Origin of the sequence: Streptomyces sp. NPDC001406 (assembly GCF_042895285.1) — a bacterium.
In the GTDB taxonomy this organism is placed as follows: domain Bacteria; phylum Actinomycetota; class Actinomycetes; order Streptomycetales; family Streptomycetaceae; genus Streptomyces.
This window is the reverse complement of sequence record NZ_JBIAWG010000030.1, coordinates 20,434-45,736: the sequence shown is the minus strand read 5'-3', so window position 1 is coordinate 45,736 and position 25,303 is coordinate 20,434. Positions and strand designations below refer to the sequence as shown.

Genomic DNA, 25,303 nt, shown 5'->3' with positions numbered 1-25,303 from the left:
TCCCGGCCCCACAGCTCGTACGAAAGCCCCTCCATGGGCCAGAATGAGCCCCGTGCCTTCCCTGTTGCTGATCGAGGACGACGACGCCATCCGCACGGCCCTGGAGCTCTCACTGACGCGCCAGGGACACCGTGTGGCCACCGCTGCCACCGGTGAGGACGGACTGAAACTGCTGCGCGAGCAGCGTCCGGACCTGATCGTGCTGGATGTGATGCTGCCCGGCATCGACGGGTTCGAGGTGTGCCGGCGCATCCGGCGCACGGACCAGCTGCCGATCATTCTGCTGACCGCGCGCAGCGACGACATCGACGTGGTGGTCGGACTGGAGTCCGGCGCCGACGACTATGTCGTCAAGCCCGTGCAGGGCCGTGTGCTGGACGCCCGGATCCGGGCCGTACTGCGGCGCGGGGAACGGGAGTCCAGCGACTCGGCGACCTTCGGCAGCCTCGTCATCGACCGCTCGGCGATGACCGTGACCAAGAACGGCGAGGACCTGCAGCTCACCCCGACCGAGCTGCGGCTGCTCCTGGAGCTGAGCCGGCGGCCCGGTCAGGCGCTGTCCCGGCAGCAGTTGCTGCGGCTGGTGTGGGAGCACGACTATCTGGGCGACTCCCGGCTGGTGGACGCGTGCGTGCAGCGGCTGCGCGCCAAGGTGGAGGACGTGCCGTCGTCCCCGACGCTGATCCGTACCGTGCGTGGTGTCGGCTACCGCCTGGACACGCCTCAGTGACCGACGCGCAAGGGGGTATCCGCGGCTGGGCCGCGGGTCGCAAGGGAACCGTGTCACGGCTGCGTTTCACCAGTCTGCGGCTGCGTCTGGTCGTGGTCTTCGGGCTGGTGGCGCTGACGGCCGCCGTGTCGGCGTCGGGCATCGCCTACTGGCTCAACCGGGAGGCCGTGCTCACCCGTACCCAGGACGCGGTGCTGCGCGACTTCCAGCAGGAGATGCAGAACCGCGCGGGCGCGCTGCCCGTGCACCCCACCCAGGACGAACTGCAGCGCACCGCGGGCCAGATGGCCAACAGCAGCCAGCGCTTCAGCGTGCTGCTGGTCGGCGAGGACGCGAACGGCAAGACGGTGTACGGCAACTCCGGCGGCCTGAACGGGTTCGCGCTGGAGGACGTGCCCAGGTCGCTGCGCGCCGCGGTGAACAAGCAGCAGGAGGTGACGGGCAGCAACAAGTCGCCGTACCACCTGTACTGGCAGCGGGTCGTCGAGCGCGGCACCCCGTATCTGGTGGCCGGTACGAGGGTGATCGGCGGCGGTCCCACCGGCTACATGGTGAAGTCCCTGGAGCCGGAGGCGAAGGACCTCAACTCCCTCGCCTGGTCGCTCGGTATCGCCACCGGCCTCGCGCTGATCGGCTCGGCGCTGCTCGCCCAGGCCGCCGCGACGACCGTGCTCAAGCCGGTGCACCGGCTCGGGGTCGCCGCCAGGCGGCTCGGCGAGGGCAAGCTGGACACCCGGCTCAGGGTGTCGGGCACCGACGAACTGGCGGATCTGTCGCGGACGTTCAACAACGCGGCCGAGGCGCTGGAGAAACGGGTCGCCGACATGGCCGCGCGGGACGACGCGTCCCGGCGGTTCGTGGCCGACATGTCCCATGAGCTCCGTACGCCGCTCACCGCCATCACCGCCGTCACGGAGGTGCTGGAGGAGGAGCTGGACTCGGAGGCCGGGAGCATGGATCCGATGATCGAGCCCGCCGTACGGCTGGTGGTGAGCGAGACCCGGCGGCTGAACGACCTCGTCGAGAACCTGATGGAGGTCACCCGCTTCGACGCGGGCACCGCTCGGCTCGTCCTGGACGACGTCGACATCGCGGACCAGATCACCGCCTGCATCGACGCCCGCGCCTGGCTGGACGCGGTGGAGCTGGACGCCGAGCGCGGGATCCACTCCGTCCTCGACCCACGGCGCCTGGACGTCATCCTCGCCAACCTGATCGGCAACGCCCTCAAGCACGGCGGTTCGCCGGTGCGGGTGTCGGTGCGCATCGCCGACGACCAGCTGGTCATCGCCGTACGGGACCACGGTCCCGGTATCCCCGAGGACGTCCTGCCGCACGTCTTCGACCGCTTCTACAAGGCGAGCGCCTCCCGCCCGCGCTCCGAGGGCAGCGGCCTCGGCCTGTCCATCGCCCTGGAGAACGCCCATATCCACGGCGGCCGGATCACCGCGGCCAACTCGCCCGAGGGCGGCGCGGTGTTCACGCTCCGGCTGCCCAGGGACGCCTCGCGGCTCACCGAGGAGAACGACGACAAGGGCGGCCCGTCCGACGGTTCCAAGGAAGAGGCGTCATGAACGCTCGGCGCCTGCTGGCACTCCCGCTCCTCGCCGCCGTGCTCACCGGGTGCGGCATCCGGGCCACCGAGGTGCCGACCGACTTCGGCGCGGCGCCCTCACGGGTGCCGTGCTCGCTGGCCGAGCCGGATCTGTCGGCCCAGTCCTCGCGGGGCGTGCCCGTGCAGGTCTTCCTGCTGTGCCGGGCGTCGCTGGTCACCGTGGACCGGTGGGTGCGCGTCCCGGACGGCACGCCCGACGCCAAGCGGCGGGTGATCGTGGCACAGGGGCTGCTGGACCAGCTCGCCGAGTCGCCCTCGTCCAGTGAGCGGGACGCGGGGTACACGACGTACGTCCACGGCGGGATGAGCGTGAGCGGCCCGCGGCCCAAGGACCCCGAGGACACGCTGCGGCTGAGCACGGCACCGGAGGAGCTCACCTCGTACGCCCTCGCCCAGATCGTCTGCACGTTCTCCGACTCGGCGGCGGCCGAGGGCGACGGCTCGGTGATCCTGGGCGGGCCGGGCAACGAACCGCTGCGACGGTACGAGTGCACCGACGACGTCCGCTCCCGGCCGGGCAGCACGGAGCCGCCCTCCAGCGAGGTGACGGCGGGCTGACGGCCGCCCGAACGCCTGGTGTGTGGGAGGCCTCATGTACGCACGCGTGACGGATCCGGAACCGATCGTGCACGCGGGTGCGTCTAGGGGGGCGTGCAGCGTCAAGGCTCCATCGGCGGCAGTGCCGCGATCCGCATCCGTGCGACGGGAGGTGTCCTCCTCGTCGCACACCTCGCATTCGTCGCCTGGCTCATGCTGCGGCCGCTGGACGTGCCCTGGGTGATGCCCGCCAATCTGCGCCCGCTCGCCGGCATCCGGGCCGACCTGGCGCTGGGCTGGCCGGAGGCGGCCAGACGGATCGGCGAGGGCCTCGCCCTGCTGGCGCCGCTGGGTGTGCTGCTGCCGGTGGCCCACGGCAGGCTCACCGTCTCCCCGCTCGCCTCCCTGATCCGTACGGCGGCCGCGGGCGCCCTGATCTCGCTCGGCATCGCCCTGCTGCAGACCGGCGTGCCGGGCCGGGTCGTGGACGTCGACTCGCTGCTGCTGAACACGGCGGGCGTGGCGCTTGCCCACCTCGCGGTCGTCCCGGCGGGCCGCTCCTGGCTCCGCCGCAGGGGCGAGCGGACGAGCCGCTCGACAGCCCTCCAGGAGGAGGCACCTCAGGGGCGCACCCCGACGATTCCCAGGGTCGGGATCGCCCCATAGAGCGACGCCATGTCCGCTTCGTCTCCGTAACGTAGATGGCAGATGGGCAGCCAACCCGCCCACACCATCCAACGCCAAGGGCCCACCAGCGGACCCAAAAAAGGAGCGCGCCGACATGAACTCCCTCGCCCGCCCCACCCAAGGCCGCATGATCGGCGGAGTCTGTGCCGCGCTGGCACGGCGCTTCGGTACCTCCGCGACGACGATGCGGGTGATCTTCCTGGTGTCCTGCCTGCTGCCGGGCCCGCAGTTCCTGCTCTACATAGCGCTGTGGATCCTGTTCCCGTCGGAGGACAAGGCACGGACGGCCTGGTGAGCCCCCCCGGTAAACGCCGTTGGGGCGCACCGGAGGGTCCGGGTGCGCCCCAACGGCGTGTGGGGGTTCGGGTCAGCCGAGCGGGATCCCGTTCACCGGCAGGCCGTGTGTGGGCAGCCCCTGCAGCGGCAGACCGCCGAGGAGGCCCTTGACCGGCGCGGTCGGGCCCTGGGCGAGCACCCGCTCGGCGGCCGGCTGGGCGGCGGCCAGGCCCGTGCCGACCACGGCCTGGCCCTGGGTGAGTGCCTCACCGGCCCCGGGCAGTGCCTTGCCGACGTTCTCGGCCGGCAGCGTCTTGGTGACGCCGTCCAGGGCCTGGGTGGCGTCCGGGACGGCCGGGGCCGCGTTGGCCGCGCCGGCGCCCACGGCAGCGAAGGCGGCACCGAGGGCGGCGACACCGAGGGTCTTGGCAGCAGACTGCTTCATGGTGAATGCGTCCTTGAATGCGATGACGGGGAATCAAAAAATGTTCCGAGCGGTCCACGACCGTAAACACGCCGGGCCGCCCGCCGCAAACACCGAAATGCGGACGGATGGTGAAGCCCGTCCGCATTCCGTGCACCCCGCCTGCCTCCGATCAGCCCTCGGAATCGACAGAACCCCTGGTGGAGGCGGTTTGCTGGAACAGCCATTCGGATTTCAGCTCGGCATATCCCGGCTTGACGACGTCATTGATCATGGCCAGCCGTTCATCGAAAGGAATGAACGCTGATTTCATCGCATTGACGGAGAACCACTGCATGTCGTCGAGCGTGTAACCGAATGCTTCGACGAGGTGCTCGAATTCCCGGCTCATACTGGTGTGGGACATCAGCCGGTTGTCCGTGTTCACGGTGGCCCGGAAGTGCAGCCGGCGCAGCAGCCCGATCGGGTGTTCCGCGTACGAGGCCGCGGCTCCGGTCTGGAGGTTGGAGCTCGGGCACATCTCCAGCGGGATGCGCTTGTCCCGTACGTACGAGGCGAGCCGCCCGAGCTTGACCGAGCCGTCCTCGTGGACCTGGATGTCGTCGATGATGCGCACCCCGTGCCCGAGCCGGTCGGCGCCGCACCACTGGAGGGCCTGCCAGATGGACGGCAGTCCGAAGGCCTCGCCGGCGTGGATGGTGAAGTGGTTGTTCTCGCGCTTGAGGTACTCGAACGCGTCGAGGTGCCGGGTGGGCGGGTAGCCGGCCTCGGCGCCCGCGATGTCGAAGCCGACGACGCCCAGGTCGCGGTAGCGATTGGCGAGTTCGGCGATCTCCAGGGCGCGGGCCGCGTGCCGCATGGCGGTGAGCAGGGCGCCGACCCGGATGCGGTGGCCGCTCTCCCGGGCGAGCCGCTCCCCCTGCCGGAAGCCCTCGTTGACGGCCTCGACGACCTCTTCGAGGCTGAGCCCGCCCTCCAGGTGCTGTTCGGGCGCGTAGCGCACCTCGGCGTAGACGACCCCGTCCTCGGCGAGGTCCTCTGCGCACTCGCGGGCGACCCGGACCAGCGCGTCGCGGGTCTGCATCACACCGACGGTGTGCGAGAAGGTCTCCAGGTACCGCTCCAGGGAGCCGGAGTCGGCCGCTTCGTGGAACCAGACGCCGAGTTTGCCGGGATCGGTCTCGGGGAGCTGGGAGTAGCCCGCTTCCCGGGCCAGTTCGACGATGGTCCCGGGACGGAGACCGCCGTCGAGATGATCGTGCAGCACAACCTTGGGCGCCCGGCGGATCTGGTCCGGCGTCGGGATGGTCCCGGTCTGGGCAGTCTGGCTCGTCATTTTCGCACTCTAACGCCTACGCGCGTAGACGGCTCGGTGTACGAATTTGTCGATACGTAACAGTGACCCCACGGACGGGTCGCGTACACCCTTACTTCTGACACTGTTCTGTCATGGCACACCAATCGGCGCCGGTGCGAACGGCCAGGCTGGGAAGGGCAGTCGGCCAGGAGCCGACGGCGGTGAGCGGGGTGGCGCTGCTGCTGCCCGGCGGTGAGGAGGTCTCGGCCAAAAAGCCGTCCTCCGTATGGGCGACGGCCTCCGTCCGCTCCCTCGGCAGGACACTCGCGCGCGCGGGGCGCGGCGAGGGGCTGGCCACGCATGTCGTCCACTACCGCTATCGCGGCTGGAACGGCAGCGAGGCGCACCTGGCGGCGGACGCGGCCTGGGCCGTGGACGAGGTCCTGCGGCGCTACGGCGACGTCCCCGTCTGCCTGGTCGGCGTGGGGATGGGCGGCCGGGCGGCGCTGCGCGCGAGCGGGCACGAGGCGGTCAACTCCGTGGTGGCCATCGCCCCCTGGCTGCCGGAGGACGATGTCGCGGCCGCGCCGGAACCCGTGAAGCAGCTCGCGGGCCGCCGGGTGCTGATCGTGCACGGCACCAATGACGAGCGGACCGATCCCGAGCTGTCGTTCCGGCTGGCGGCGAGGGCGAAGAAGGCGAACCGGGAGGTGTGCCGGTTCGAGGTGCATGCGGACGGACACGCGTTGCACCAGTACCGCGACGAGGTGCACGCGCTCGCCTCGGACTTCGTGATGGGCGCGCTGTTCGGGCATCCGCTCTCCCGCCCGGTGGAGGACGCGCTGGCCGCTCCGCCGCCCCTGGGGCTGCGGATGCCGCTGGCCGTGGGGTTCGGGCGTTCGCTGCACCGGGCGTGACGCTCAGGCGAGCAGGTTTCCCCGCTTCGAGAGCAGGAACTTCTTGAACGCGGCCACGGGTGGTGTGTCCGGATGGCCGTCCAGCCAGGCCACGCCGATCTCCCGTACCGCCCGCGGAGCCGTGACCGTCAGTTCCACGACCCCGGGGCGGGGGAAGGGCGGCGGGGGCAGCAGGGCGACGCCGAGGCCCGCCGCGACCAGACCGCGCAGGGTCTCCGCCTCCTCGCCCTCGAAGGCGACCCTCGGTTTGAAGCCGGCTTCCCGGCACAGGTCGTCGGTGATGCGGCGCAGGCCGTAGCCGGGCTCCAGGGTGACGAAGGTTTCCTCGGCGGCCTCGGCGAGGCGGATGCGTCTGCGGCCGGACAGCGGGTGGTCGGCGGGGACGACCAGCCGGAGTTTCTGCTCGTCCAGGCGGCGGGCCACCAGGTCGGGGGCGTCCGGGACCGGGGAGGTCAGACACAGGTCCAGTTCGCCCGCCCGCAGGCCTTCGAGCATCGCCTCGCCGTAGTTCTGGACGAGGCTGAAGCGGACGCGCGGATGGTCGGCGCGGAAGGCGTGGAGGAGGCCGGGGACCGTCTCGGCGCCCATCGTGTGCAGAAAGCCGAAGGCGACCTTGCCGGTGCCCGCGTCCGCGTCGGCGCGGACCTCGTCGGCTGCGCGCTCGATCTCGGCGAGGGCGCGTTCGACGGAGGTGAGGAAGGTGCGGCCGGCCGGGGTGAGGGAGACCGTGCGGCCGCGGCGGGCGAACAGATCGACGCCCAGGTCGCGCTCCAGGCGGACCATGGCCCGGGACAGGGTCGACTGCGGGACCTGGGTCTCGTGCGCGGCCCGGGTGACGTGCTCGGTGCGGGCGACGGCGGCGAAGTAGGCGAGGCGCGGGGCGAGCAGCCGCGCCATGTCGGCCGTGTCTTCTGTGTCACTGGACGGTGACAGACGGGACTGTGACCTCTGCTGATGCACCATGGGAACGATTATGACGAGTCCGTGCATTGGACGGATGAGTCGGGGCGTACGTAGCTTCGAGGCATGTCTCCCGCCAGTACCGGGGCGTCCACCGTCGTGGGCGCCGTCCCGTCCGTCTCCGCCTCCGACTCCCGTACGGCTTCCGCTCCCGACTCCCGTATGGCCCCCGGTGGCCCCGGCTACCGCCGGATGAGCCTCGCCCTCTTCCTCGCCGGTGTCGCGACCTTCGCGCTCCTCTACTCCACGCAGGCGCTGCTGCCGCTGATCTCCGGCGAGTTCGGGGTGGCGGCGGGCGAGGCGAGCTGGACCGTGGCCGCCGCGACGGGCGGTCTGGCGCTGTTCGTCCTGCCGATGAGCGCGCTGTCGGAGCGCTTCGGCCGCCGTACGGTCATGACGGCCTCGCTGGCGGTCGCGGTGTCCGTCGGCATGCTGGTCCCCTTCGCGCCCTCGATCGGCGCGCTGGTGATGCTGCGGGCGGTCCAGGGCGCGGCGCTGGCCGGGCTCCCGGCGTCGGCGACGGCGTACCTGGCGGAGGAGGTCCGGCCGAGGGCCCTGGTGACGGCGATCGGGCTGTTCGTCGCGGGCAACAGCATCGGCGGGATGAGCGGCCGGGTCATCACCGGCTGGGTGGCGCAGGAGTGGGGCTGGCGGGTGGCCGTCGGCGTGATCGGCGCGATCGCGGTCGGCTGCGCGGTGGCCTTCCGTCTGCTCCTGCCGGCTCCGCGGCACTTCACGGCGGGCTCGCTGCGCCCGCGCGTGCTCGCCGGCACGGTCCGCGACCATCTGTCCGACCCGCTGCTGCGCCGGCTGTACGCCATCGGCGCGCTGTTCATGACGGTGTTCGGCGGTGTGTACACGGTGATCGGCTACCGCCTGACGCAGGAGCCGTTCGGGCTGCCGCAGGGCGTCGTCGGCTCGATCTTCCTGGTGTATCTGGTCGGCACGGTCTCGGCGTCGACGGCGGGGCGGCTGGTCGGCCGCCTGGGCCGCCGGGGCGCGCTCTATCTGGCCGCCGGTACGACGGCGACGGGCCTGCTGCTGTCCCTGGCCGACTCGCTGCCGCTGGTGCTGCTGGGGCTGGTCCTGATCACGGCGGGCTTCTTCGCGGGCCACGCGGTGGCGTCCTCGGCGGTCAGCAAGACGGCCACCGAGGGCCGCGCCCAGGCCGCCGCCCTCTACCAGTCCGCGTACTACGTCGGCTCCAGCACCGGCAGCACGGTGGGCGCGATGGCCTTCCACGCGGGCGGCTGGGCCGGCGCGGTCGGCGTGGGTGTCCTTGCGGTGCTCGGCGTCGTGACGATCACGGTGCTCGGGTCGCGGGCGGCCCGGGTCGCGGTGCGGCGGGAGCCGGCCGTCGCGCACTGAGCCGCTCCCTCGAACCCCCTGTGCGGACCCCCGTTGTCAGTGGTCGCCGATAGCGTCCGCCCGGCAACCGGTCCGAGCAGCAGGGGGTTTGTGGCATGGAGTTCCGAATCGAGCGCGGGGACCTCGCCGAGGCCGTGGGGTGGGCGGCGCGCGCACTGCCCGCCCGTACGCCCGTGCCGGTGCTGGGCGGGCTGCTGCTGGAGGCCGGGGCCGGGCGGCTGAGTGTGTCCGGGTTCGACTTCGAGACGGCGGCGCGCGTCGAGGCCGACGCCGAGACGACGGTGGGCGGCCAGGTGCTCGTGCTCGGGCGCCGGCTGCTGGACATCTGCCGGGTGCTGCCGGACGGACCGGTGAGCTGTGTCCTTCAGGGGACGCGGTTCACGGTCGAGGCGGGCGGCACGCGCTTCGGCCTGTCGACGCTGCCCCGCGAGGAGTACCCGGCGCTGCCCACTCCGCCCGAGGTGTGCGGCGGCGTGGACGCGGCCGCGTTCGCGACGGCCGTCGCACAGGTCGCCGTGGCGGCGGGGCGGGACGACACGCTGCCGGTGCTGACCGGCGTACAACTGCGCCTGGACGGCGAGGAGATGACACTGTCCGCCTCGGACCGGTACCGGTACGCGGTACGACGGCTGGAGTGGAAGCCGGAGGCGGGGGTCGCTCCCGGGGGCGCGGTGGAGGCGCTGCTGCCCGCACGGCGGCTGCTCGATGTCGCGCGGGCACTGGGGCGGGGCGGGGTCGTACGGATCGGGCTGGACTCCTCGGACTCGGCGGGTGCCGGTCCGGTCGGCTTCGCGGGCGGGCGGATGCGGACGGTCGTACGGCGGCTGGACGGGCGGCTGCCGGGGTACGGGACGCTGTTCGAGATGGCGGGGGCGGCGGTCGCCGAGGTGGAGTGCGGGGCGCTCACGGAGGCGGTACGACGGGTCTCGGTGGTGGCGGAGGTGAACAGTCCCCTGCGGCTGGACTTCTCGGCCGCGGACGGCTCCGTGCTGGTGCGGGCCGGGTACGGGGACGACGTGGCGGCACAACGGCTGCCCGTGACGCTGGCGGGTGCCGAGGAGGTGACGGTGGCCTTCAACCCGGCGTATCTGCTGGACGCGCTGAACTCCTTCGAGGGGGAGCAGCGGCTCACGGTGGAGCTGCTGGGGGCGGGGCAGCGGGCGCTGCTGAGCGCGGGCGGGGCGGACGCGGGGTCCGGCAGCGCTCACCGGCATTTGCTGATGTCCGTGAAGCAACTGGTCTGAGACGGCGCTGACCTGGCCCTTTACCGGCCGCGGGGGCCATTGTCAGTGGGCCGCGGTAGCTTCCGAAGTGCTGGAGCGCAAAGGCGCGCCACAGGAAAGGCCACAGGGGTGGGTGGACGATGGGCAACGGCACGGCGACGACGGACCTCGACATCGCACTGGAGAAGCACCGCACCGAGCTGACCGGCTACTGCTACCGCATGCTCGGCTCCGCCTTCGAGGCCGAGGACGCGGTGCAGGACACCCTGGTCCGGGCCTGGCGGAGCTACGACAAGTTCGAGGGCCGCTCCAGCCTCCGCTCGTGGCTGTACCGGATCGCGACGAACGTCTGTCTGGACATGCTGACGGCGGGCAACAAGCGGGCGAGGCCGGTGGATCTGTCGGACTCGACGCCCCTGGCCCAGGCGGCCCTCTCCCCCCGCCCGGACAACACCTGGCTGGAGCCGGTGCCGGACGCCCGGGTGCTGCCCACGGTCGGCGACCCGGCGGAGGCGGCGGTCGCCAAGGAGTCGATCCGGCTCGCCTTCATGGCGGCCCTGCAGCACCTGCCGCCCAAGCAGCGGGCGGTGCTGATCCTGCGCGAGGTGCTGGCCTGGAGGGCGAGCGAGGTCGCCGAGCTGCTGGGCACCACGGTGGCCTCGGTCAACAGCGCGCTGCAGCGGGCGCGGGCGACGCTCGCGGAGCGGGAGGACAGGGGCGGCGGGGCGGTGGTGTCGGACCCGCTGGACGAGGAGCAGCAAAGGCTCCTGGAGCGCTATGTGAAGGCGTTCGAGGGGTACGACATGACGGCGCTGACGGCGCTGCTGCACGACGACGCCGTCATGACGATGCCGCCGTTCGACCTGTGGCTGACCGGGCACGACGACATCACGGGCTTCATGACGACCCTGGGCTCCGCCTGCGCGGGCTCCCGGCTGCTGCCGGTCGAGGTCAACGGCCTGCCCGGCTTCGCCCAGTACAAGCCGGACCCGGACGCGGGCGGCTTCACCCCTTGGTCCATCCAGGTCCTGGAAATATCAGACGGCCGACTGACCGGGTTCCACTTCTTCCTCGACACGAAGCGCTGGTTCCCGCTGTTCGGCCTGCCCCTCCACCTCGAAGCGGAGCCCGACGAGGTCGAGGAGGGCGTATAGCGCCGGATCGGCATCCCGCAGCCGTATCCGCCCCCCGGTCCGCCGCGCGGCCAGCTCCAGCCGGGCAAGCAGATCGACAACCCCGAGCCCGGGCGGCCCGAGCCCACCCACATCACATACGACGACCCCGACTCCGGTGCCCTCCAGCAGCGCCCGCACGTCGTCACAGAGCCCGCTCACCTCGTCCTTTGCGACGGGGCCGGGCAGCACGAGTACAGCGGGTGTCTTGGCGTCCACGTGCTGTAGACCGGGTGGACGCCCGTAACTCATCGGGTGCGGTGAGGCCTACTCGGCCGGGAATTCGCTGGTGTCGATGACGAGGTCGAAGGGAGCGGGGAGCTTGATGGCCTCGCCGAACTTGGCGGTGCTCAGTGGGCGGGAGACGTCGCCCTTGGGCTCTCCGTAGAGCGTCACGGTGGGGCCATCGGGGGCCCAGCGGTCGACAAGGAGGTAGAGCGGGATGCCCGCGGTGGCATAGGCAGCGGGCTTGCTGACGCGGTCGTGGCGGGCGTTGGACTTGGAGGTCACCTCGACGACCAGTTCGGCCAGGGCGGCCGGGATGTGGGAGTCCGCCTCCGGGCGTTCCTGCACCGTGAGTAGAGGCGACGCTGGATGCGTTCCGCGATCACGTTGTGGCGGTACGCGGGAGCAGGTGACACGGTGATGATCCCCTCGATGATCTCCACCTTGCTGCCCTCGGGCCATTCCATCTCCTCCCAGAACCGGACGAGGTCGTCCCAGCTCTGCTCGGGGTCCTGGCTGACGGTGAGTGCGCTCATGGCGTCTCCTATCGGTGCGTCACCGATCCCAGCATGCCGAACGGGACCGGTGGGGGTCCACCGATCCCGTTCGCCCGAAAGAGGAAACACCAGGTCAGGCGATACGTTCCAGCACCACCGGGGTCGCCGAGAACTCCGTGCCGGGGGTCGCGATGTCGTACGAGCCCTCCACCGCCTGGAGCGCGTAGTCGAAGCGCTCGGGGGTGTCGGTGTGCAGGGTCAGGAGGGGCTGGCCCTCCGTCACCGTGTCGCCGGGCTTGGCGTGCATTTCGATGCCCGCGCCCGCCTGCACCGGGTCCTCCTTGCGGGCGCGGCCCGCGCCGAGGCGCCAGGCGGCGATGCCGATGTCGTAGGCGTCGAGGCGGGTCAGGATGCCCGAGGCGCCCGCCTTCACCACGTGCTGTTCCTTCGACGTGGGCAGCGTGGCGTCCGGGTCGCCGCCCTGGGCCGCGATCATGCGGCGCCAGACGTCCATCGCCGAGCCGTCGGCCAGGGCCTTCGCCGGGTCCGCGTCCTTCACGCCGGCGGCGTCGAGCATCTCGCGGGCGAGCGCGATCGTCAGCTCGACCACGTCCGCCGGGCCGCCGCCCGCCAGGACCTCGACCGACTCACGGACCTCCAGGGCGTTGCCCGCCGTGAGGCCGAGCGGGGTGGACATGTCCGTGAGGAGGGCGACCGTCTTCACGCCGTGGTCGGTGCCCAGGCCCACCATCGTGGAGGCGAGTTCGCGCGCGTCCTCGATCGTCTTCATGAAGGCGCCCGTGCCGACCTTCACGTCCAGGACCAGTGAGCCGGTGCCCTCGGCGATCTTCTTCGACATGATCGAGGAGGCGATCAGCGGGATCGCCTCGACCGTGCCGGTGACGTCGCGCAGGGCGTACAGCTTCTTGTCGGCGGGCGCGAGGCCGTCGCCGGCCGCGCAGATCACCGCGCCGGTGGTGTCGAGGACGTGCAGCATCTCCTCGTTGGAGAGCAGCGCGCGCCAGCCCGGGATCGACTCCAGCTTGTCCAGCGTGCCGCCGGTGTGGCCGAGGCCCCGGCCCGACAACTGCGGGACGGCCGCGCCGCAGGCCGCCACGAGGGGTGCCAGCGGGAGCGTGATCTTGTCGCCGACGCCGCCCGTGGAGTGCTTGTCCGCGGTCGGACGGGACAGGGACGAGAAGTCCATGCGCTCGCCGGAGGCGATCATCGCCGCCGTCCAGCGGGCGATCTCACGGCGGTTCATGCCGTTGAGCAGGATGGCCATCGCGAGCGACGACATCTGCTCGTCGGCGACCTCGCCACGCGTGTACGCGTCGATGACCCAGTCGATCTGCTCGTCGCTGAGCTCACCGCGGTCCCGCTTGGTGCGGATGACGGAGATGGCGTCCATGGCCATGGCGTGCGTTCCTTCCGGGAGGTGCGAAACACGCGGCCCCTCCGATCGGATCTGTTCGGAGGGGCCGCGGTGGAGTTACTTGCTGAGATGGTCCGGGCCGAAGGCCTGCGGGAGCATCGCGGAGAGCGGCAGCACGCCCTCCGGGGTGTCCACCAGCAGGCCGGGCCCGCCGAACTCGTACAGCAGTTGGCGGCAGCGGCCGCACGGGACGAGCAGGCCACCCGTGCCGTCCACACAGGTGAAGTGCGTCAGCCGGCCGCCGCCCGTGCGCACGAGCCGGGACACCAGCCCGCACTCGGCGCACAGGCTGATGCCGTACGAGGCGTTCTCGACGTTGCAGCCGGTGACGATGCGCCCGTCGTCGACCAGGGCCGCGACACCGACCTGGAAGCCGGAGTACGGGGCGTACGCGTGGGACATCGCCTCGCGGGCCTCCGCACGCAGCGCCTCCCAGTCGAAGTCGGCGGCCGAGGTCACTTGCCCTGTCCCTTCCGGTACGGCAGGCCGTCCGCCTTCGGCATCCGCAGGCTCTGCGCGGACAGCGAGAGCACCAGCAGGGTGACGACGTACGGCGTCGCCGTGACGAGCTGACGCGGAACCTCGTTCGTGGTGGCGTACCAGAGGAACATCAGCGCCGAGATCACGACGGTGACGACGGCCGGGACGAACCTCTTCTTCCAGGCCAGGTACGCCGCGCCGAACACCAGCAGGATCGCGAGCAGCAGGATCAGCGCGTGCACGTTCACCGTACCGCCGCGCAGGTTGAGGCTGTCGGTGTAGCCGAACAGCCCCGCGCCGAGGGCCAGGCCGCCCGGCATCCAGTTACCGAAGATCATCGCGGCGAGACCGATGTAACCGCGGCCGGCCGTCTGGCCGTCCAGGTACACGTTCGAGGCCACGATGGACAGGAAAGCACCGCCGAGGCCGGCGAAGGCACCCGAGATGATCACCGCGATGTACTTGTACTTGTAGACGTTGACACCGAGGGACTCGGCCGCCACCGGGTTCTCGCCGCAGGAGCGCAGCCGCAGACCGAAGGCGGTGCGCCACAGCACCCACCAGGTGACCGGGACGAGGGCGACCGCGATGACGGTGAGCGGCGACAGGTCGGTGACCAGACCGCCGACCAGGCCGGCGATGTCCGAGATCACGAACCAGTGCTTCTCGTTGAGCGTGTTCAGCCAGTCGGACAGGCCCGGGATGTCGAAGGAGCCCAGCGAGTCGATCGGCGGGGACTGCTTGGAGGAGCCCTGCGGGGCGTTCTCGAAGGTGAACTTCGACAGATAGCGGGTGGTGCCGAGGGCCAGGATGTTCAGGGCCACACCGGAGACGATGTGGTTGACGTTGAAGGTCACCGTGGCGATGGCGTGCAGCACGGCACCGAGGGCACCGCCGACGACACCGAGGACGACACCGGCCCACGGGCCCCACTGGTAGCCGGCCCAGGCGCCGAACCAGGTGCCGAGGATCATCATGCCCTCGAGGCCGATGTTGACGACGCCGGAGCGCTCCGACCACAGGCCGCCGAGACCGGCGAGGCCGATCGGCACGGCGAGGCGCAGCGCGGTGGACATCTGGCCGGTCGAGGTGATGCCGTCGGCGCCGGTGATGAGGCGGACGGCGGAGGTCAGGACCAGCACGCCCGCGATGATCAGCAGGAGTACCGGGAGCGAGACACGGCGGCTTCCCGGGGCGGGCCGCTTCGCCTGCGGCTTGGCGATGGTCGCGGTGCTCATCAGGCCGCCACCTCCTTGTTGGTGTTGCGGGCGGCGGCGGCCAGCTCGGCGCCGACCCGGCTCTGCTGACGGCGCAGACCCCACTGGCGGACGAACTCGTAGGAGATGACGACCGCGAAGACGATCAGGCCCTGCATGATCGTGGCGATCTCCTTCGGGTACGCCTCCGGGGTCGCGTAGTCGAGGGCGGGCGAGGCCTTGTCGAGGAAGGCCCACAGGAGGGCGGCGAACGCGATGCCGCCCGGGTTGTTGCGGCCGAGCAGGGCGATGCCGATGGCGGTGAAGCCGAGGCCCGTCGGGAAGCTCAGGCTGTAGGTGTGGCTCTCGCCGAGCAGCAGCGGCAGACCGGCCAGGCCCGCGACCGCGCCGGAGATCAGCATGGAGACCAGCACCATGCGCTTGGCGCTGACGCCGGAGGCCGCGGCGGCGGTCTCGGAGGCGCCGGTGGCGCGCAGGTCGAAGCCGAAGCGGGTGCGGTTGAGGACCAGCCAGTACAGGACGCCCAGCAGCACCGCGAGGAAGACCAGGCCGTAGATCTCACCGACGTCGGAGCCCAGGTTGATACCGGGGACCCAGCCGGACTTGTGCATGACGCCGGTGGTCGCGTTGTTGCCGACCTGCACGCCCCACACGCTGGTGAGGGTGACGTAGCCGATCACGCTGGTGGCGATCGCGTTCAGCATGATCGTCGCGACGACCTCGCTGACGCCCCGGGTGACCTTCAGGACGCCCGCGATGCCGGCCCAGAAGGCGCCGGTGCACATGGCGACCAGCAGCAGCACCGGGACCTGGAGGAAGCCCGGCAGGGCGAGGTGCGCGCCGACGATGGCGGTCATCACCGCGGCGAGGCGGTACTGGCCGTCGACGCCGATGTTGAACAGGTTCATCCGGAAGCCGAGGGCGACACCGATGGCGGCGATGTAGTACAGCGACGCCTGGTTGATGATCAGGACCTGGACGTCCGAGTACGGCAGCTGCTCCAGCATCAGCGTGTACGGCTCGACCGGGTTCTTGCCCGAGGCGATCAGGACGACCGAGGTCAGCACGATCGCGAGGACGAGCGCGATGACCGGGCCGGCCACCGCGAGGAGCATGCGCTCCTTGTCGAACTTCTTCATCGGGCCTCGTCCTCCGGACCGGCGTCTGCCTCGTCTTCTGTGGCGGTGTCTACGTGTTCCAGGTGGCCGGACGCGGCGCCCGTCATGGCCGAGCCCAGCTCCTCCGGCGTGATGGTGGCGGGGTCGGCATCCGCGACCAGCCTGCCGTCGTAGATCACGCGTAGGGTGTCCGACAGGCCGATCAGCTCGTCCAGGTCGGCGGAGATCAGCAGCACGGCCAGGCCCTCGCGGCGGGCCTCCCGGATGCGGTCCCAGATCTGCGCCTGGGCGCCGACGTCCACACCGCGGGTGGGGTGGGCGGCGATCAGGAACTTGGGGTCGTGGCTCATCTCGCGGCCGACGATCAGCTTCTGCTGGTTGCCGCCGGACAGGGAGGCCGCGGTGACGTCGATGCCCGGGGTGCGGACGTCGAACTCCTCGACGATCCGGCGGGTGTCGGCCTGGGCGCCCTTGGGGTCCAGCCAGAAGCCCTTGGCGTTGGGCCGCTCGGTGACATGGCCGAGGATGCGGTTCTCCCACAGCGGGGCCTCGAGGAGCAGGCCCTGGCGGTGGCGGTCCTCGGGGATGTAGCCGACGCCCGACTCACGGCGCTTGCGGGTGGACCAGGCGGTGATGTCCTCGCCGAGGAAGTGGACGGAGCCGGAGTCGGCGTTCTTCAGGCCGATCAGCGCGTCGATGAGCTCGGTCTGGCCGTTGCCCTCGACACCGGCGATGCCCATGACCTCACCGGCGTGGATGGTGAAGGTGACGTCGTCGAGGGCGCGCTTGGCCTGGCCGGGGGTGGTGGCCTCGGTGAGGACGTCGGCGCCCGCCGCTGCGCCGGCCGAGCCGACCGTGGCGGTCTCGGGCTGCGCGCCGGCCTCCCCGAGGGAGGCGCCGCCGCGGGCGTACACGGTGAGTCCCCTGACCTCGATGACGGCCCGGTCGGTCACCGTCGACTCGGCGGTCTCCGGGGTGGGCAGCTCGCTGCCGACCATCATCTCGGCGAGCTGGCGCGAGGTGGTCTCGGAGGGGATCGCCGTACCGACCGTCGTACCGCGGCGGATGACGGTGATGTCGTCGGCCACGGAGAGCACCTCGCCCAGCTTGTGCGAGATGAAGATGACGGAGAGGCCCTCGGCCTTGAGCTCACGCAGGTTGTCGAAGAGCGCGTCGACCTCCTGCGGGACGAGTACGGCGGTCGGCTCGTCGAGGATCAGGGTCGTGGCACCGCGGTAGAGGACCTTGAGGATCTCGACGCGCTGGCGGTCGGCGACGCCGAGGTCCTCGACGAGGACGTCGGGGCGGACACCGAGGCCGTAGCGGTCGGACAGCTCCTTGATCTTCTTGCGGGCGCCGCCGCCGATGCCGTACAGCTTCTCGCTGCCCAGCACCACGTTCTCCAGGACGGTCAGGTTGTCGGCCAGCATGAAGTGCTGGTGGACCATGCCGATGCCCCGGACGATGGCGTCGGCGGGCGACGAGAAGGTGACCTGCTCGCCGTTGATCGCGATGGTGCCCTCGTCCGGCTTCTGCATGCCGTAGAGGATCTTCATCAGAGTCGACTTGCCGGCGCCGTTCTCGCCGACGAGGGCGTGGACGGTGCCCTTTCGGACAGTCAGGTGGATGTCGTGGTTGGCAACGACACCGGGGAATCGCTTGGTGATCCCCGCCAGCTCGACCGCGACTGTCGACTCTGCGGTGAGCGGAGGGCTGCTGGACGCGTCGATGGCGCACTCTCCTCGGGAAAGGGGCCGCTCTACGCGCGTAGCGCCCCTGCTTTAAATAGTGCCCGGACCTGACCGATCTCGTTTCGTACCCGACTCGATCCGTTCCGAGCATTCTGCCGCGCGAACGGGGCGCGGGCGGCCCTGGCGGTTGACGCCAGGGCCGATCCTTCCCGTGCCCCGTTCCGCGGCCGTAACGCTGCCATTACAGCGCTCTTTTGGCCATGCCTACGACAGGCCTACGACACTCCCGTCAGGAGGTCTTCACCACGATGGTGCCGTTCTTGATGCCCGCTTCGGCCTTCTTGATCGCGGCCTGGATGTCCGCGTTGTTCTTGAAGGCGGGGTTGGAGTCGGCGATGCCCACGCCACCCGACTTGAGGTCGCCGCGGACCTCGCCCGACAGGGGCTTCTTGTCGACGACGGACTTGGTGAGGTCGTACACCGCACCCTCGACGTTCTTGAGGGCCGAGGTCAGGATGTAGTTCTTGTACTTCGCCAGCGCGTCCTGCTTGTACTGGTCGGAGTCCACGCCGATCGCCCAGATCTTGTGCTCGGCGGCGGCCTTGATGACGCCCTGGCCGGACAGACCGGCGGCGGCGTAGATCACGTCGGCGCCCGAGTCGATCTGACCCTTGGCGGCGTTCTCACCCTTGTCGGGGCTGGAGAAGCCACCCTCCTGCGGGGTCTGGGTCAGGTACTGCTTCTCGATCTTGATCTTCGGGTTGACCGACTGAGCGCCCTGGATGAAGCCGGCCTCGAACTTGTGGATCAGCGGGATGTCCACACCGCCGATGAAGCCGACGTGGTTCTTCTTGGTGGCCTTGGCGGCCGCGACACCGGCGAGGTAGGAGGACTGCTCCTCGTGGAACACCATGTCGGCGACGTTCTTCGACGTGATGGTGTTGTCGTCGATGACACCGAAGGTGATCTTCGGGTACTTGGCCGCGACCTCCTTGACGGCCGGCGCGTACACATAGCCGACGCCGATGATCGGGTTGTAGCCCGACTTGGCGAGCTGCTCCAGGCGCTGCACCTTGTCCGCGTCGGTCTCGTTGTCGCTGGGCTCGACGTCCCGGCCGCCGATCTTGAACTCCGTCTGCGCCTTCTCGAAACCGGCGTAGGCGGCGTCGTTGAAGGACTGGTCGCCCTTGCCACCGATGTCGTAGGCCAGACCGATGCCCTTGCTCTTGGCGCCGTCAGCGGAAGAGGAGGAGGAGCTGGTCGAGCTGCTGCCACAAGCGGACATGGTGACGGCGAGGGCCGCGGTTGCGGCGCCTGCGATCGCGATACGGGACACCCGGCGCATGGAACGTGACTCCTTTGTGCAAGCGCCCATACCAGGCGCTGGTTCCGCCGCAGCGTAACGCGCGTAGACCGGCGAGAGAACCCCACCTTGCCAGAGTGTTATCCGACCGTTTTGAACTTTCCGGCCAGCTTCGCCGGTGTCACGTATCAGTGCTGTTCAGCGGTCAAGATCCACCTCCGGGTGTGACCTTTTCCACGGTGCCGTCTCGTCCCGAGGGGCTGGTTGTAGGGGGCGGCTCGTGACTGCGGTGTGCCGGGCTTTACAGAGCGCCCATGGAGACGTGCCACCGGCCGCGGGATAGATGGCACACGCCATCGGGCGTGATGCGGACTTGCGCACCGAGGAGCGGCAACGCGCCCTCGGCATTCAGTCGGTTCCGGATGCGTTCCAACGCATCCCAAAGCCGCTGGGGGCCGCTCTGGTGCACCTCGGGCGGGTCGGTCCAATGGGCGGACGCGCGTGCCCATGAACCATCGGAGTGCACCAGGTAGGCAGTCCTCTGTCGCCCGCTGGTCGCGTAGCCGAGTTCGACGCCGGGCGCGGCTACTTCCAGCATCGAACGGAGTTCCCATGCATTGGCCACGTCCACCACGGGGTAGCGGCCGGTGCTCGTCTGCTCCCCGTCCGCGTCGTGGGCGAGAGCGAACAACTCGGCAAGGGCGGGCGGGTAGTCGTCGCCGGACCGGGTGATCATGAAGCCCGCCATATCCCGCTCCACCTGCCCGACCACATCCCCGTTCGGATGCTTCCATCCGGTGATGATCAGGGAAGTGCGCGCAAGCGTCGTTGCGATCCGCCCGCCGAGTTCCAGCGCGCCGAGGACTGCCCGGAGCCCCGGCCCCGGAGACAGTGCCACTGTCGACACGATCCGCTCGTACGATCCCGGCACGTGTTCGGTGGCGTCCGCCGTGATCATCTTCGGGTGATAGCCCATGGATGCAAGCCGTTCGCCTGCCACGCTGACTAGGTAGGCGTCCACGTCCAGACTCGTCACGTACGCGTCTCCAAACCGGTGACAGGCGTATGCCGTGAGCCCGCCGGCGCCCGTCCCCAAATCCAGCAGAGACAGCCCCTCGCCGAGTCGGCCGTGCCGCAGCATCCGTACGATCAAGCTCGGCAACGTGGCGGAGGATGTGGGCTGTCCCTCGGGCTGGGCGTCAGGCTCGGCCCGGTCGGCGTGCAGCGTGCCCACCCGAGTGATCAGCGAGCGGTCCGCATAGGCGGCTTCCGCCCACGCTTCCGGGTCGCTTGGCCCGTCTCGCAGTACCCATCGTTCCGAGTCGTCCACGTCCCACCAGCGCGGGACAAGTTGGTGACGCGCGACGCGCGCCACGGGGGCGAGCCATCGTGAATCCGGGTCGGTCACCTGATCCGCGAGAGCGTGTGCCTTGTTCTCCCAATCCATGTTGTCGAGCCTTTCAGGTCAGTACGCGGGGTCACAGGCTTCCGTGTTGGCGGGGTCACAGTCACCGGAGTCGTTGGGTGTGCACGCGTTCGCACGCAGCGGGGGACGCTCGCGGCCAGTTCCGCCCACGCCGCTCCGCCGAACAGATCGGCGAGGGGGGTTTCCCGGACGTTGCCCGCCGGGAAGTCGCGCGAGAGCACGCACCCGGCAAGGTCTCCGTTCGGGAGGATGGCAGCGCGTCCGCGGGTGCACCGGCCACACATCTCGTCCAACGTCGTCGACTGTCCCGGCAGAGCGGCACGGCCCACGGCGCGCACCCGGTCCGTGTTGATGTGCTTCACGCCCATGGATTCCAGCTCGGTACGTGCTTCGGCAACGCGCTGCCCCGGCAGGATGTCCACGATTCCGGCGCGAACCGTGACCCCTCGGTTGACTGCCTCGCGGATGTGGCACCTGGTACGAACGTAGCTGCCCTCACGCCCGGTGATCTTGTCGTGTTCGGCGGGGTCGTTGCTGTAGTAGCTCGTCCCGAGCGTCACGCCCTCGCGGGTGAACACGTCCCACCAGTCGGGGGCGACGTGAAACAGGTTGCTGTAGATCTCTACGTGCATCCCGAGCGAGAGCCCGAGTTCCGTGAACTCCCGCCAGTGCGGGTGAACGGTCGGCTCACCGCCGATGAGTTGAATGGTACGGATGCCGAGTGCGGCAGCATCCGTGATGACCGCGCGCCAGTCGGCGGGCGTCATCGTGCCGTGGCTCGCTTGCGGGCTGGACTCTGACAGACAGTGCGTGCAGGTGAGCTGACACTTACCGGTGATCTCCAGCTCAAGAGAGCGGATACCGGCGAGCGGGGATGCGGCGGGCGGTTCAAGAACGGTGGTCACGGCGCAACTTCCTTCCGCTTGACGGGTGTTCGGAACTTGTCGGGCCGGTCGGCTGCCAGACCGTCACGCACGAATGCAGCGACTAAAGCCCTGCTGAGCTGAACGGCCGCCCACGCAAAACGCTCGGCTGGGAAACCCCAGCCGAGCGCCTCGCCAAACTCCTGGCCACAGCCAGTTGATCACTTGTGTTGCAACGACCCCTGGAATTCACCAAGCCGACCGGGGCTTCCTGGTCAGCGGTCGGAGACTCACTGCGTCTTGACGGTGACCTTGCCGTCGATGATGTCCTGCTTGGCCTTGTCCACGGCGGTGACGACGTCCTTCATCGCCTGGTACTTCGGGTTGGAGTCGGCGAAGCCCACGCCACCCGACTTGAGGTCGCCGCGGACCTCGCCCGTCAGGGGCTTGCCGTTGACGACGGACTTGGTGAGGTCGTACACCGCGCCGCCGACGTTCTTGAGGGCGGAGCCGAGGATGTAGTCCTTGTACTTGGCCAGCGCGTCCTGCTTGTACTGGTCGGAGTCCACGCCGATCGCCCAGATCTTGTGCTCGGCGGCGGCCTTGATGACACCCTGGCCGGACAGGCCCGCGGCGGCGTAGATCACATCGGCGCCCGAGTCGATCTGGCCGTTGGCGGCGTTCTCACCCTTGTCCGGGCTGGAGAAGCCACCCTCCTGCGGGGTCTGGGTCAGGTACTGCTCCTCGATCTTGATCTTCGGGTTGACCGACTGCGCACCCTGGATGAAGCCCGCCTCGAACTTGTGGATCAGCGGGATGTCCACACCGCCGATGAAGCCGACGTGGTTCTTCTTGGTGGCCTTGGCGGCCGCGACACCGGCCAGGTACGAGGACTGCTCCTCGTGGAACACCATGTCGGCGACGTTCTTCGACGTGATGCTGTTGTCGTCGATGATGCCGAAGGTGATCTTCGGGTACTTCGCCGACACCTCCTTGACGGCCGGCGCGTAGACGAAGCCGACGCCGATGATCGGGTTGTAACCCGACTTGGCCAGCTGCTCCAGGCGCTGCACCTTGTCCGCGTCGGTCTCGTTGTCGCTCGGCTCGACGTCCCGGCCGCCGATCTTGAACTCGGTGTCCGCCTTCTGGAAGCCGGAGTAGGCGGCGTCGTTGAAGGACTGGTCGCCCTTGCCGCCGATGTCGTAGGCGAGCCCTATGCCCTTGCCCGAGTACTTGCCGCTCTCGGACGTGCTCGTGGAATCACTGCTGGACTTGCCGCACCCGGCGGCCGCGAGGGCGACGACCGCGACGGTCACCGCAGCTTGGGAGAACCTGGTCCTCCGAGAGTTCAGACGCACAGCAAGCACCCTTCATCCCCACGGCACCGTCGCCGGCCCGCTTCCCCAATGTGCCGCCTCAGGTGGCGATTTCGGCGCACAGTAACGCGCGTAGAAGGCGAGGGGAACGGGGTTTCTCCGGGCCGTTATCGATTCGTGCCGACTCCGGGTTACAGCTGGAATCCGGCGGTTACAACAGGGTGACACAAAGAGGCGAAGAGGTACCAATAGGGCACCCCTCCGCCCTCCGGTCGCTACTGCGCGGCGTCGAGCAGCGCGGCGGCGGTGAACAGCTCCACGCCGACCACGATGGCGTACTCGTCGACGTCGAAGTCGCCCTGGTGCAGGTCACGCACCGTGCGCTCGCCGGGGGTGCGCACCCCGAGCCGTGCCAGGGCTCCGGGCACATGCTCCAGATACCAGGAGAAGTCCTCCCCGCCGAGGCTCTGCTCGGTCCCCTCGACCGACTCCGGGCCGCGCCGCGCGACCATCGCGTCCCGCAGCAGTTCGGTCACGACGGGATCGTTGACCACCGGCGGGACCCCCCGCACATAGTTGATCTCCGACTTCGCCCGGTGCATGGTCGCGACCTCGTCGATCGCCGCGTGCACGATGTCGGGCGCCTGCCGCCAGGCCTCCATGTCCAGACAGCGCACGGTGCCCGAGAGCTCCGCGTGCTGCGGGATCACGTTCGGCGCGTGTCCCGACTCGATCCGTCCCCAGGTCACGGCGAGCCCGCTCCTGCTGTCCACGCGCCGGGCGACGAGCGCGGGCACGTCGATGGCGACGCGGGCGGCGGCGGTGACCAGGTCGGTGCTCAGATGCGGCCGGGCGGTGTGCCCGCCGGGGCCGTCCAGCGCGACCTCCAGCCGGTCGCAGGCGCTGGTGATGGCGCCGTGCCGCAGGCCGACCTTCCCGACGTCCACCCGGGGATCGCAGTGCACGGCGATGATGCGCCGCACCCCGTCCAGCACCCCGCACTCGATGATGTCGGTGGCACCGCCGGGCAGCACCTCCTCGGCGGGCTGGAAGATCAGCCGCACGGGCCGGGGCAGCCGGCCCTGCCGGTGCAGCTCGGCGAGGACGAGCCCGGCGCCCAGCACCACGGCCGTGTGCACGTCGTGTCCGCAGGCGTGGGCCCGGTCGGGCACGGTGGAGCGGTACGGGCAGTCGCTCTTCGTGTCCGGGATGGGCAGGCCGTCGATGTCGGCCCGCAGGGCGAAGATGCCGCCGCCGTCGCCGCCGCCCGCCTCCGCCACGCCGATGTCGCATACGAGCCCGGTTCCGACGGCGAGGACGCGGGGGCTGAGCCCGGCCTTCTCCAGCCGCTCCTTGATCGCGGCGGTGGTGCGGAACTCCTGGTTGCCCAGCTCGGGGTGCATGTGCAGGTCGCGCCGGAACGCTACGAGTTCGTCGTACAGCGCTTCGCTCAGCACGCCGGGCAGCACATCACCGGGCAGATCGGCCTCGGACTCTCGGGACATCAATTGGTTCACCCTCTGAAGGGTAGGACGCCCGGACGGTCAACTGACCCTCGATCAACAAAAGTTCAACCCGTTAGGGGAAGAAAATCTGACCACCGGACGCATAGCTATCGACGGAGATGGGTAAACTCGTCCGACTTCAAGCCAAGTCGATCACGAAATTCCACGGCGCGCGACCCCGGCCGCACCCCTGAACCCTTCCTCGTCCCTTTTCCTCCACGGATACCACGCCCCGCCCGAGCACGGCTGGAGCTGTCCACCCACCGGACCGGGAGAAGCGCGGGACGGCCCGGCGGCCGCGCCGGTAACGTGCGCCGACGTGACGGAACCGGACTTCATCCAGGCCACCCGCTCCTCCTACGACGCCATCGCCAAGGAGTACTCGGACCGCTACCCGGACCACCTCGCGGACCGCCCCGTGGACCGGGCCATGCTCACCGCCTTCGCCGAGCTGGCCAGAGCCGCGGCCCCCGCGCCCGTCGCCGACCTCGGCAGCGGCCCGGGCCACATCACCGCCCGTCTGCACGACCTCGGGGTGCCGACCTTCGGGGTCGACATCTCGCCCCAGATGACCGCCCTGGCCCGCGAGGCGCACCCGCAGCTGCGCTTCCACGTGGGCTCGCTGACGTCCCTGGACCTCCCGGACGCCACGCTCGCCGGGATCGCCGCCCTCTACTCGATCATCCACGTGCCCGACGAGCACCTGCCAGCGACGTTCGCGGAGTTCCACCGCACCCTCGTCCCCGGCGGCCACGTCCTGCTGGCCTTCCAGTACGGCGACGGCGACGGCCTGCACCTCACGGAGCGCTTCGGCCACGAGATCAGCCTCGACTACCACTGGCGCACCCCGGACACGGTCGCCGCCCTGCTGACCGAGGCGGGCCTGCACCCATTCGCCCGAACCGTGCGCGAACCCCTGGACGAGGAAAAACTCCCCCGCGGCTTCGTCCTGGCCCGCAAGGCCCCGGCCGACCGGCTCGAACGCCGGGGTCAGCCCCCGGCGTGACCGGCGCCAGACCCG

The 25,303-nt window shown here is 70.1% G+C and carries 24 protein-coding genes and 1 pseudogene; 10 read left to right on the top strand and 15 right to left on the bottom strand.

Going from position 1 to position 25,303, the window contains the following annotated elements:
* Positions 1-52 precede the first annotated feature (52 nt).
* The 5 genes from afsQ1 to ACFY1J_RS43580 all read left to right on the top strand — a co-directional run bounded on the left by afsQ1 (position 53) and on the right by ACFY1J_RS43580 (position 3,864).
* The gene (gene afsQ1 / locus ACFY1J_RS43600; RefSeq protein ID WP_263211969.1) at positions 53-730 is read left to right on the top strand and encodes a two-component system response regulator AfsQ1; all 678 of its coding nucleotides are present in this window, start codon (positions 53-55) and stop codon (positions 728-730) included.
* Positions 727-2,304, top strand: coding sequence for an ATP-binding protein (locus ACFY1J_RS43595; RefSeq protein WP_390710025.1), 1,578 nt, complete (start codon positions 727-729; stop codon positions 2,302-2,304). The genes afsQ1 and ACFY1J_RS43595 overlap by 4 nt, the downstream gene beginning before the upstream one ends.
* Positions 2,301-2,903 (top strand): hypothetical protein, encoded by a 603-nt coding sequence (locus ACFY1J_RS43590; RefSeq protein ID WP_390710026.1) that lies wholly within the window; start codon positions 2,301-2,303, stop codon positions 2,901-2,903. Before ACFY1J_RS43595 ends, ACFY1J_RS43590 begins: the two co-directional genes overlap by 4 nt.
* Before the next feature lie 93 nt (positions 2,904-2,996).
* Complete coding sequence (locus ACFY1J_RS43585; RefSeq protein WP_390710027.1) at positions 2,997-3,548, top strand: VanZ family protein; 552 nt, start codon at positions 2,997-2,999, stop codon at positions 3,546-3,548.
* 115 nt (positions 3,549-3,663) lie between these two features.
* Positions 3,664-3,864: a PspC domain-containing protein gene (locus ACFY1J_RS43580; RefSeq protein WP_363293843.1), complete on the top strand. Its 201-nt coding sequence runs from the start codon at positions 3,664-3,666 to the stop codon at positions 3,862-3,864.
* A gap of 72 nt (positions 3,865-3,936) precedes the next feature.
* Here ACFY1J_RS43580 and ACFY1J_RS43575 read toward each other — a convergent pair whose 3' ends face one another.
* Both ACFY1J_RS43575 and ACFY1J_RS43570 read right to left on the bottom strand, forming a co-directional pair.
* On the bottom strand, positions 3,937-4,290 hold the full coding sequence (locus ACFY1J_RS43575; RefSeq protein WP_390710028.1) for an ATP-binding protein: 354 nt from the start codon (positions 4,288-4,290) through the stop codon (positions 3,937-3,939).
* Positions 4,291-4,441: 151 nt separating this feature from the next.
* A complete protein-coding gene (locus ACFY1J_RS43570) occupies positions 4,442-5,605 on the bottom strand; it encodes an adenosine deaminase (protein WP_390710029.1) in 1,164 nt (387 codons plus the stop codon).
* A 113-nt stretch (positions 5,606-5,718) separates the two neighbouring features.
* Here ACFY1J_RS43570 and ACFY1J_RS43565 point away from each other — a divergent pair, with 113 nt between their 5' ends.
* Positions 5,719-6,483, top strand: a complete 765-nt coding sequence (locus tag ACFY1J_RS43565) for an alpha/beta hydrolase (protein WP_390710030.1) — start codon at positions 5,719-5,721, stop codon at positions 6,481-6,483.
* A gap of 3 nt (positions 6,484-6,486) precedes the next feature.
* On the opposite strand, the gene ACFY1J_RS43560 is transcribed toward ACFY1J_RS43565, so the two are convergent.
* Positions 6,487-7,446, bottom strand: coding sequence for a LysR family transcriptional regulator (locus tag ACFY1J_RS43560; RefSeq protein WP_390710031.1), 960 nt, complete (start codon positions 7,444-7,446; stop codon positions 6,487-6,489).
* A gap of 63 nt (positions 7,447-7,509) precedes the next feature.
* On the opposite strand from ACFY1J_RS43560, the gene ACFY1J_RS43555 reads away from it, so the two are divergent.
* The 3 genes from ACFY1J_RS43555 to ACFY1J_RS43545 all read left to right on the top strand — a co-directional run bounded on the left by ACFY1J_RS43555 (position 7,510) and on the right by ACFY1J_RS43545 (position 11,188).
* A complete protein-coding gene (locus ACFY1J_RS43555; RefSeq protein WP_390733151.1) occupies positions 7,510-8,811 on the top strand; it encodes an MFS transporter in 1,302 nt (433 codons plus the stop codon).
* 95 nt (positions 8,812-8,906) lie between these two features.
* Entirely contained in the window at positions 8,907-10,055 is a 1,149-nt protein-coding gene (gene dnaN, locus ACFY1J_RS43550) for a DNA polymerase III subunit beta (RefSeq protein ID WP_390710033.1), read from the top strand.
* A gap of 119 nt (positions 10,056-10,174) precedes the next feature.
* The gene (locus ACFY1J_RS43545) at positions 10,175-11,188 is read left to right on the top strand and encodes a sigma-70 family RNA polymerase sigma factor (protein WP_390710034.1); all 1,014 of its coding nucleotides are present in this window, start codon (positions 10,175-10,177) and stop codon (positions 11,186-11,188) included.
* Here the strand turns inward: ACFY1J_RS43545 and ACFY1J_RS43540 are convergent.
* The 12 genes and pseudogenes from ACFY1J_RS43540 to ACFY1J_RS43485 form a co-directional block, all read right to left on the bottom strand.
* Positions 11,072-11,458 carry an STAS domain-containing protein gene (locus ACFY1J_RS43540; protein WP_390710035.1) on the bottom strand — a complete coding sequence of 129 codons (387 nt, stop codon included), beginning with the start codon at positions 11,456-11,458 and terminating at the stop codon, positions 11,072-11,074. The two genes, ACFY1J_RS43545 and ACFY1J_RS43540, sit on opposite strands and share 117 nt — an antisense overlap.
* A 15-nt stretch (positions 11,459-11,473) precedes the next feature.
* Positions 11,474-11,967: pseudogene (locus tag ACFY1J_RS43535) on the bottom strand (Uma2 family endonuclease).
* 94 nt (positions 11,968-12,061) lie between these two features.
* Positions 12,062-13,345 (bottom strand): thymidine phosphorylase, encoded by a 1,284-nt coding sequence (locus ACFY1J_RS43530; RefSeq protein WP_390710036.1) that lies wholly within the window; start codon positions 13,343-13,345, stop codon positions 12,062-12,064.
* 75 nt (positions 13,346-13,420) lie between these two features.
* Positions 13,421-13,822, bottom strand: coding sequence for a cytidine deaminase (locus ACFY1J_RS43525; RefSeq protein ID WP_390710037.1), 402 nt, complete (start codon positions 13,820-13,822; stop codon positions 13,421-13,423).
* Positions 13,819-15,081, bottom strand: coding sequence for an ABC transporter permease (locus ACFY1J_RS43520; protein ID WP_390733150.1), 1,263 nt, complete (start codon positions 15,079-15,081; stop codon positions 13,819-13,821). The genes ACFY1J_RS43525 and ACFY1J_RS43520 overlap by 4 nt, the downstream gene beginning before the upstream one ends.
* A complete protein-coding gene (locus tag ACFY1J_RS43515; RefSeq protein ID WP_390710039.1) occupies positions 15,081-16,199 on the bottom strand; it encodes an ABC transporter permease in 1,119 nt (372 codons plus the stop codon). The genes ACFY1J_RS43520 and ACFY1J_RS43515 overlap by 1 nt, the downstream gene beginning before the upstream one ends.
* On the bottom strand, positions 16,196-17,908 hold the full coding sequence (locus ACFY1J_RS43510) for an ABC transporter ATP-binding protein (protein WP_390710279.1): 1,713 nt from the start codon (positions 17,906-17,908) through the stop codon (positions 16,196-16,198). Before ACFY1J_RS43510 ends, ACFY1J_RS43515 begins: the two co-directional genes overlap by 4 nt.
* Before the next feature lie 250 nt (positions 17,909-18,158).
* Positions 18,159-19,214 carry a BMP family protein gene (locus tag ACFY1J_RS43505; protein WP_390710040.1) on the bottom strand — a complete coding sequence of 352 codons (1,056 nt, stop codon included), beginning with the start codon at positions 19,212-19,214 and terminating at the stop codon, positions 18,159-18,161.
* 259 nt (positions 19,215-19,473) lie between these two features.
* Positions 19,474-20,619 (bottom strand): methyltransferase domain-containing protein, encoded by a 1,146-nt coding sequence (locus ACFY1J_RS43500; RefSeq protein ID WP_390733149.1) that lies wholly within the window; start codon positions 20,617-20,619, stop codon positions 19,474-19,476.
* Positions 20,577-21,503: a radical SAM protein gene (locus ACFY1J_RS43495; RefSeq protein WP_390710042.1), complete on the bottom strand. Its 927-nt coding sequence runs from the start codon at positions 21,501-21,503 to the stop codon at positions 20,577-20,579. Before ACFY1J_RS43495 ends, ACFY1J_RS43500 begins: the two co-directional genes overlap by 43 nt.
* 248 nt (positions 21,504-21,751) lie before the next feature.
* The gene (locus tag ACFY1J_RS43490) at positions 21,752-22,777 is read right to left on the bottom strand and encodes a BMP family protein (protein ID WP_390733148.1); all 1,026 of its coding nucleotides are present in this window, start codon (positions 22,775-22,777) and stop codon (positions 21,752-21,754) included.
* 275 nt (positions 22,778-23,052) lie between these two features.
* Positions 23,053-24,282, bottom strand: coding sequence for an amidohydrolase (locus ACFY1J_RS43485; RefSeq protein ID WP_390710044.1), 1,230 nt, complete (start codon positions 24,280-24,282; stop codon positions 23,053-23,055).
* Between the two features lie 319 nt (positions 24,283-24,601).
* Between ACFY1J_RS43485 and ACFY1J_RS43480 the strand changes: the two genes are divergently transcribed.
* A complete protein-coding gene (locus tag ACFY1J_RS43480) occupies positions 24,602-25,288 on the top strand; it encodes a class I SAM-dependent DNA methyltransferase (protein WP_390710045.1) in 687 nt (228 codons plus the stop codon).
* Positions 25,289-25,303 lie beyond the last annotated feature (15 nt).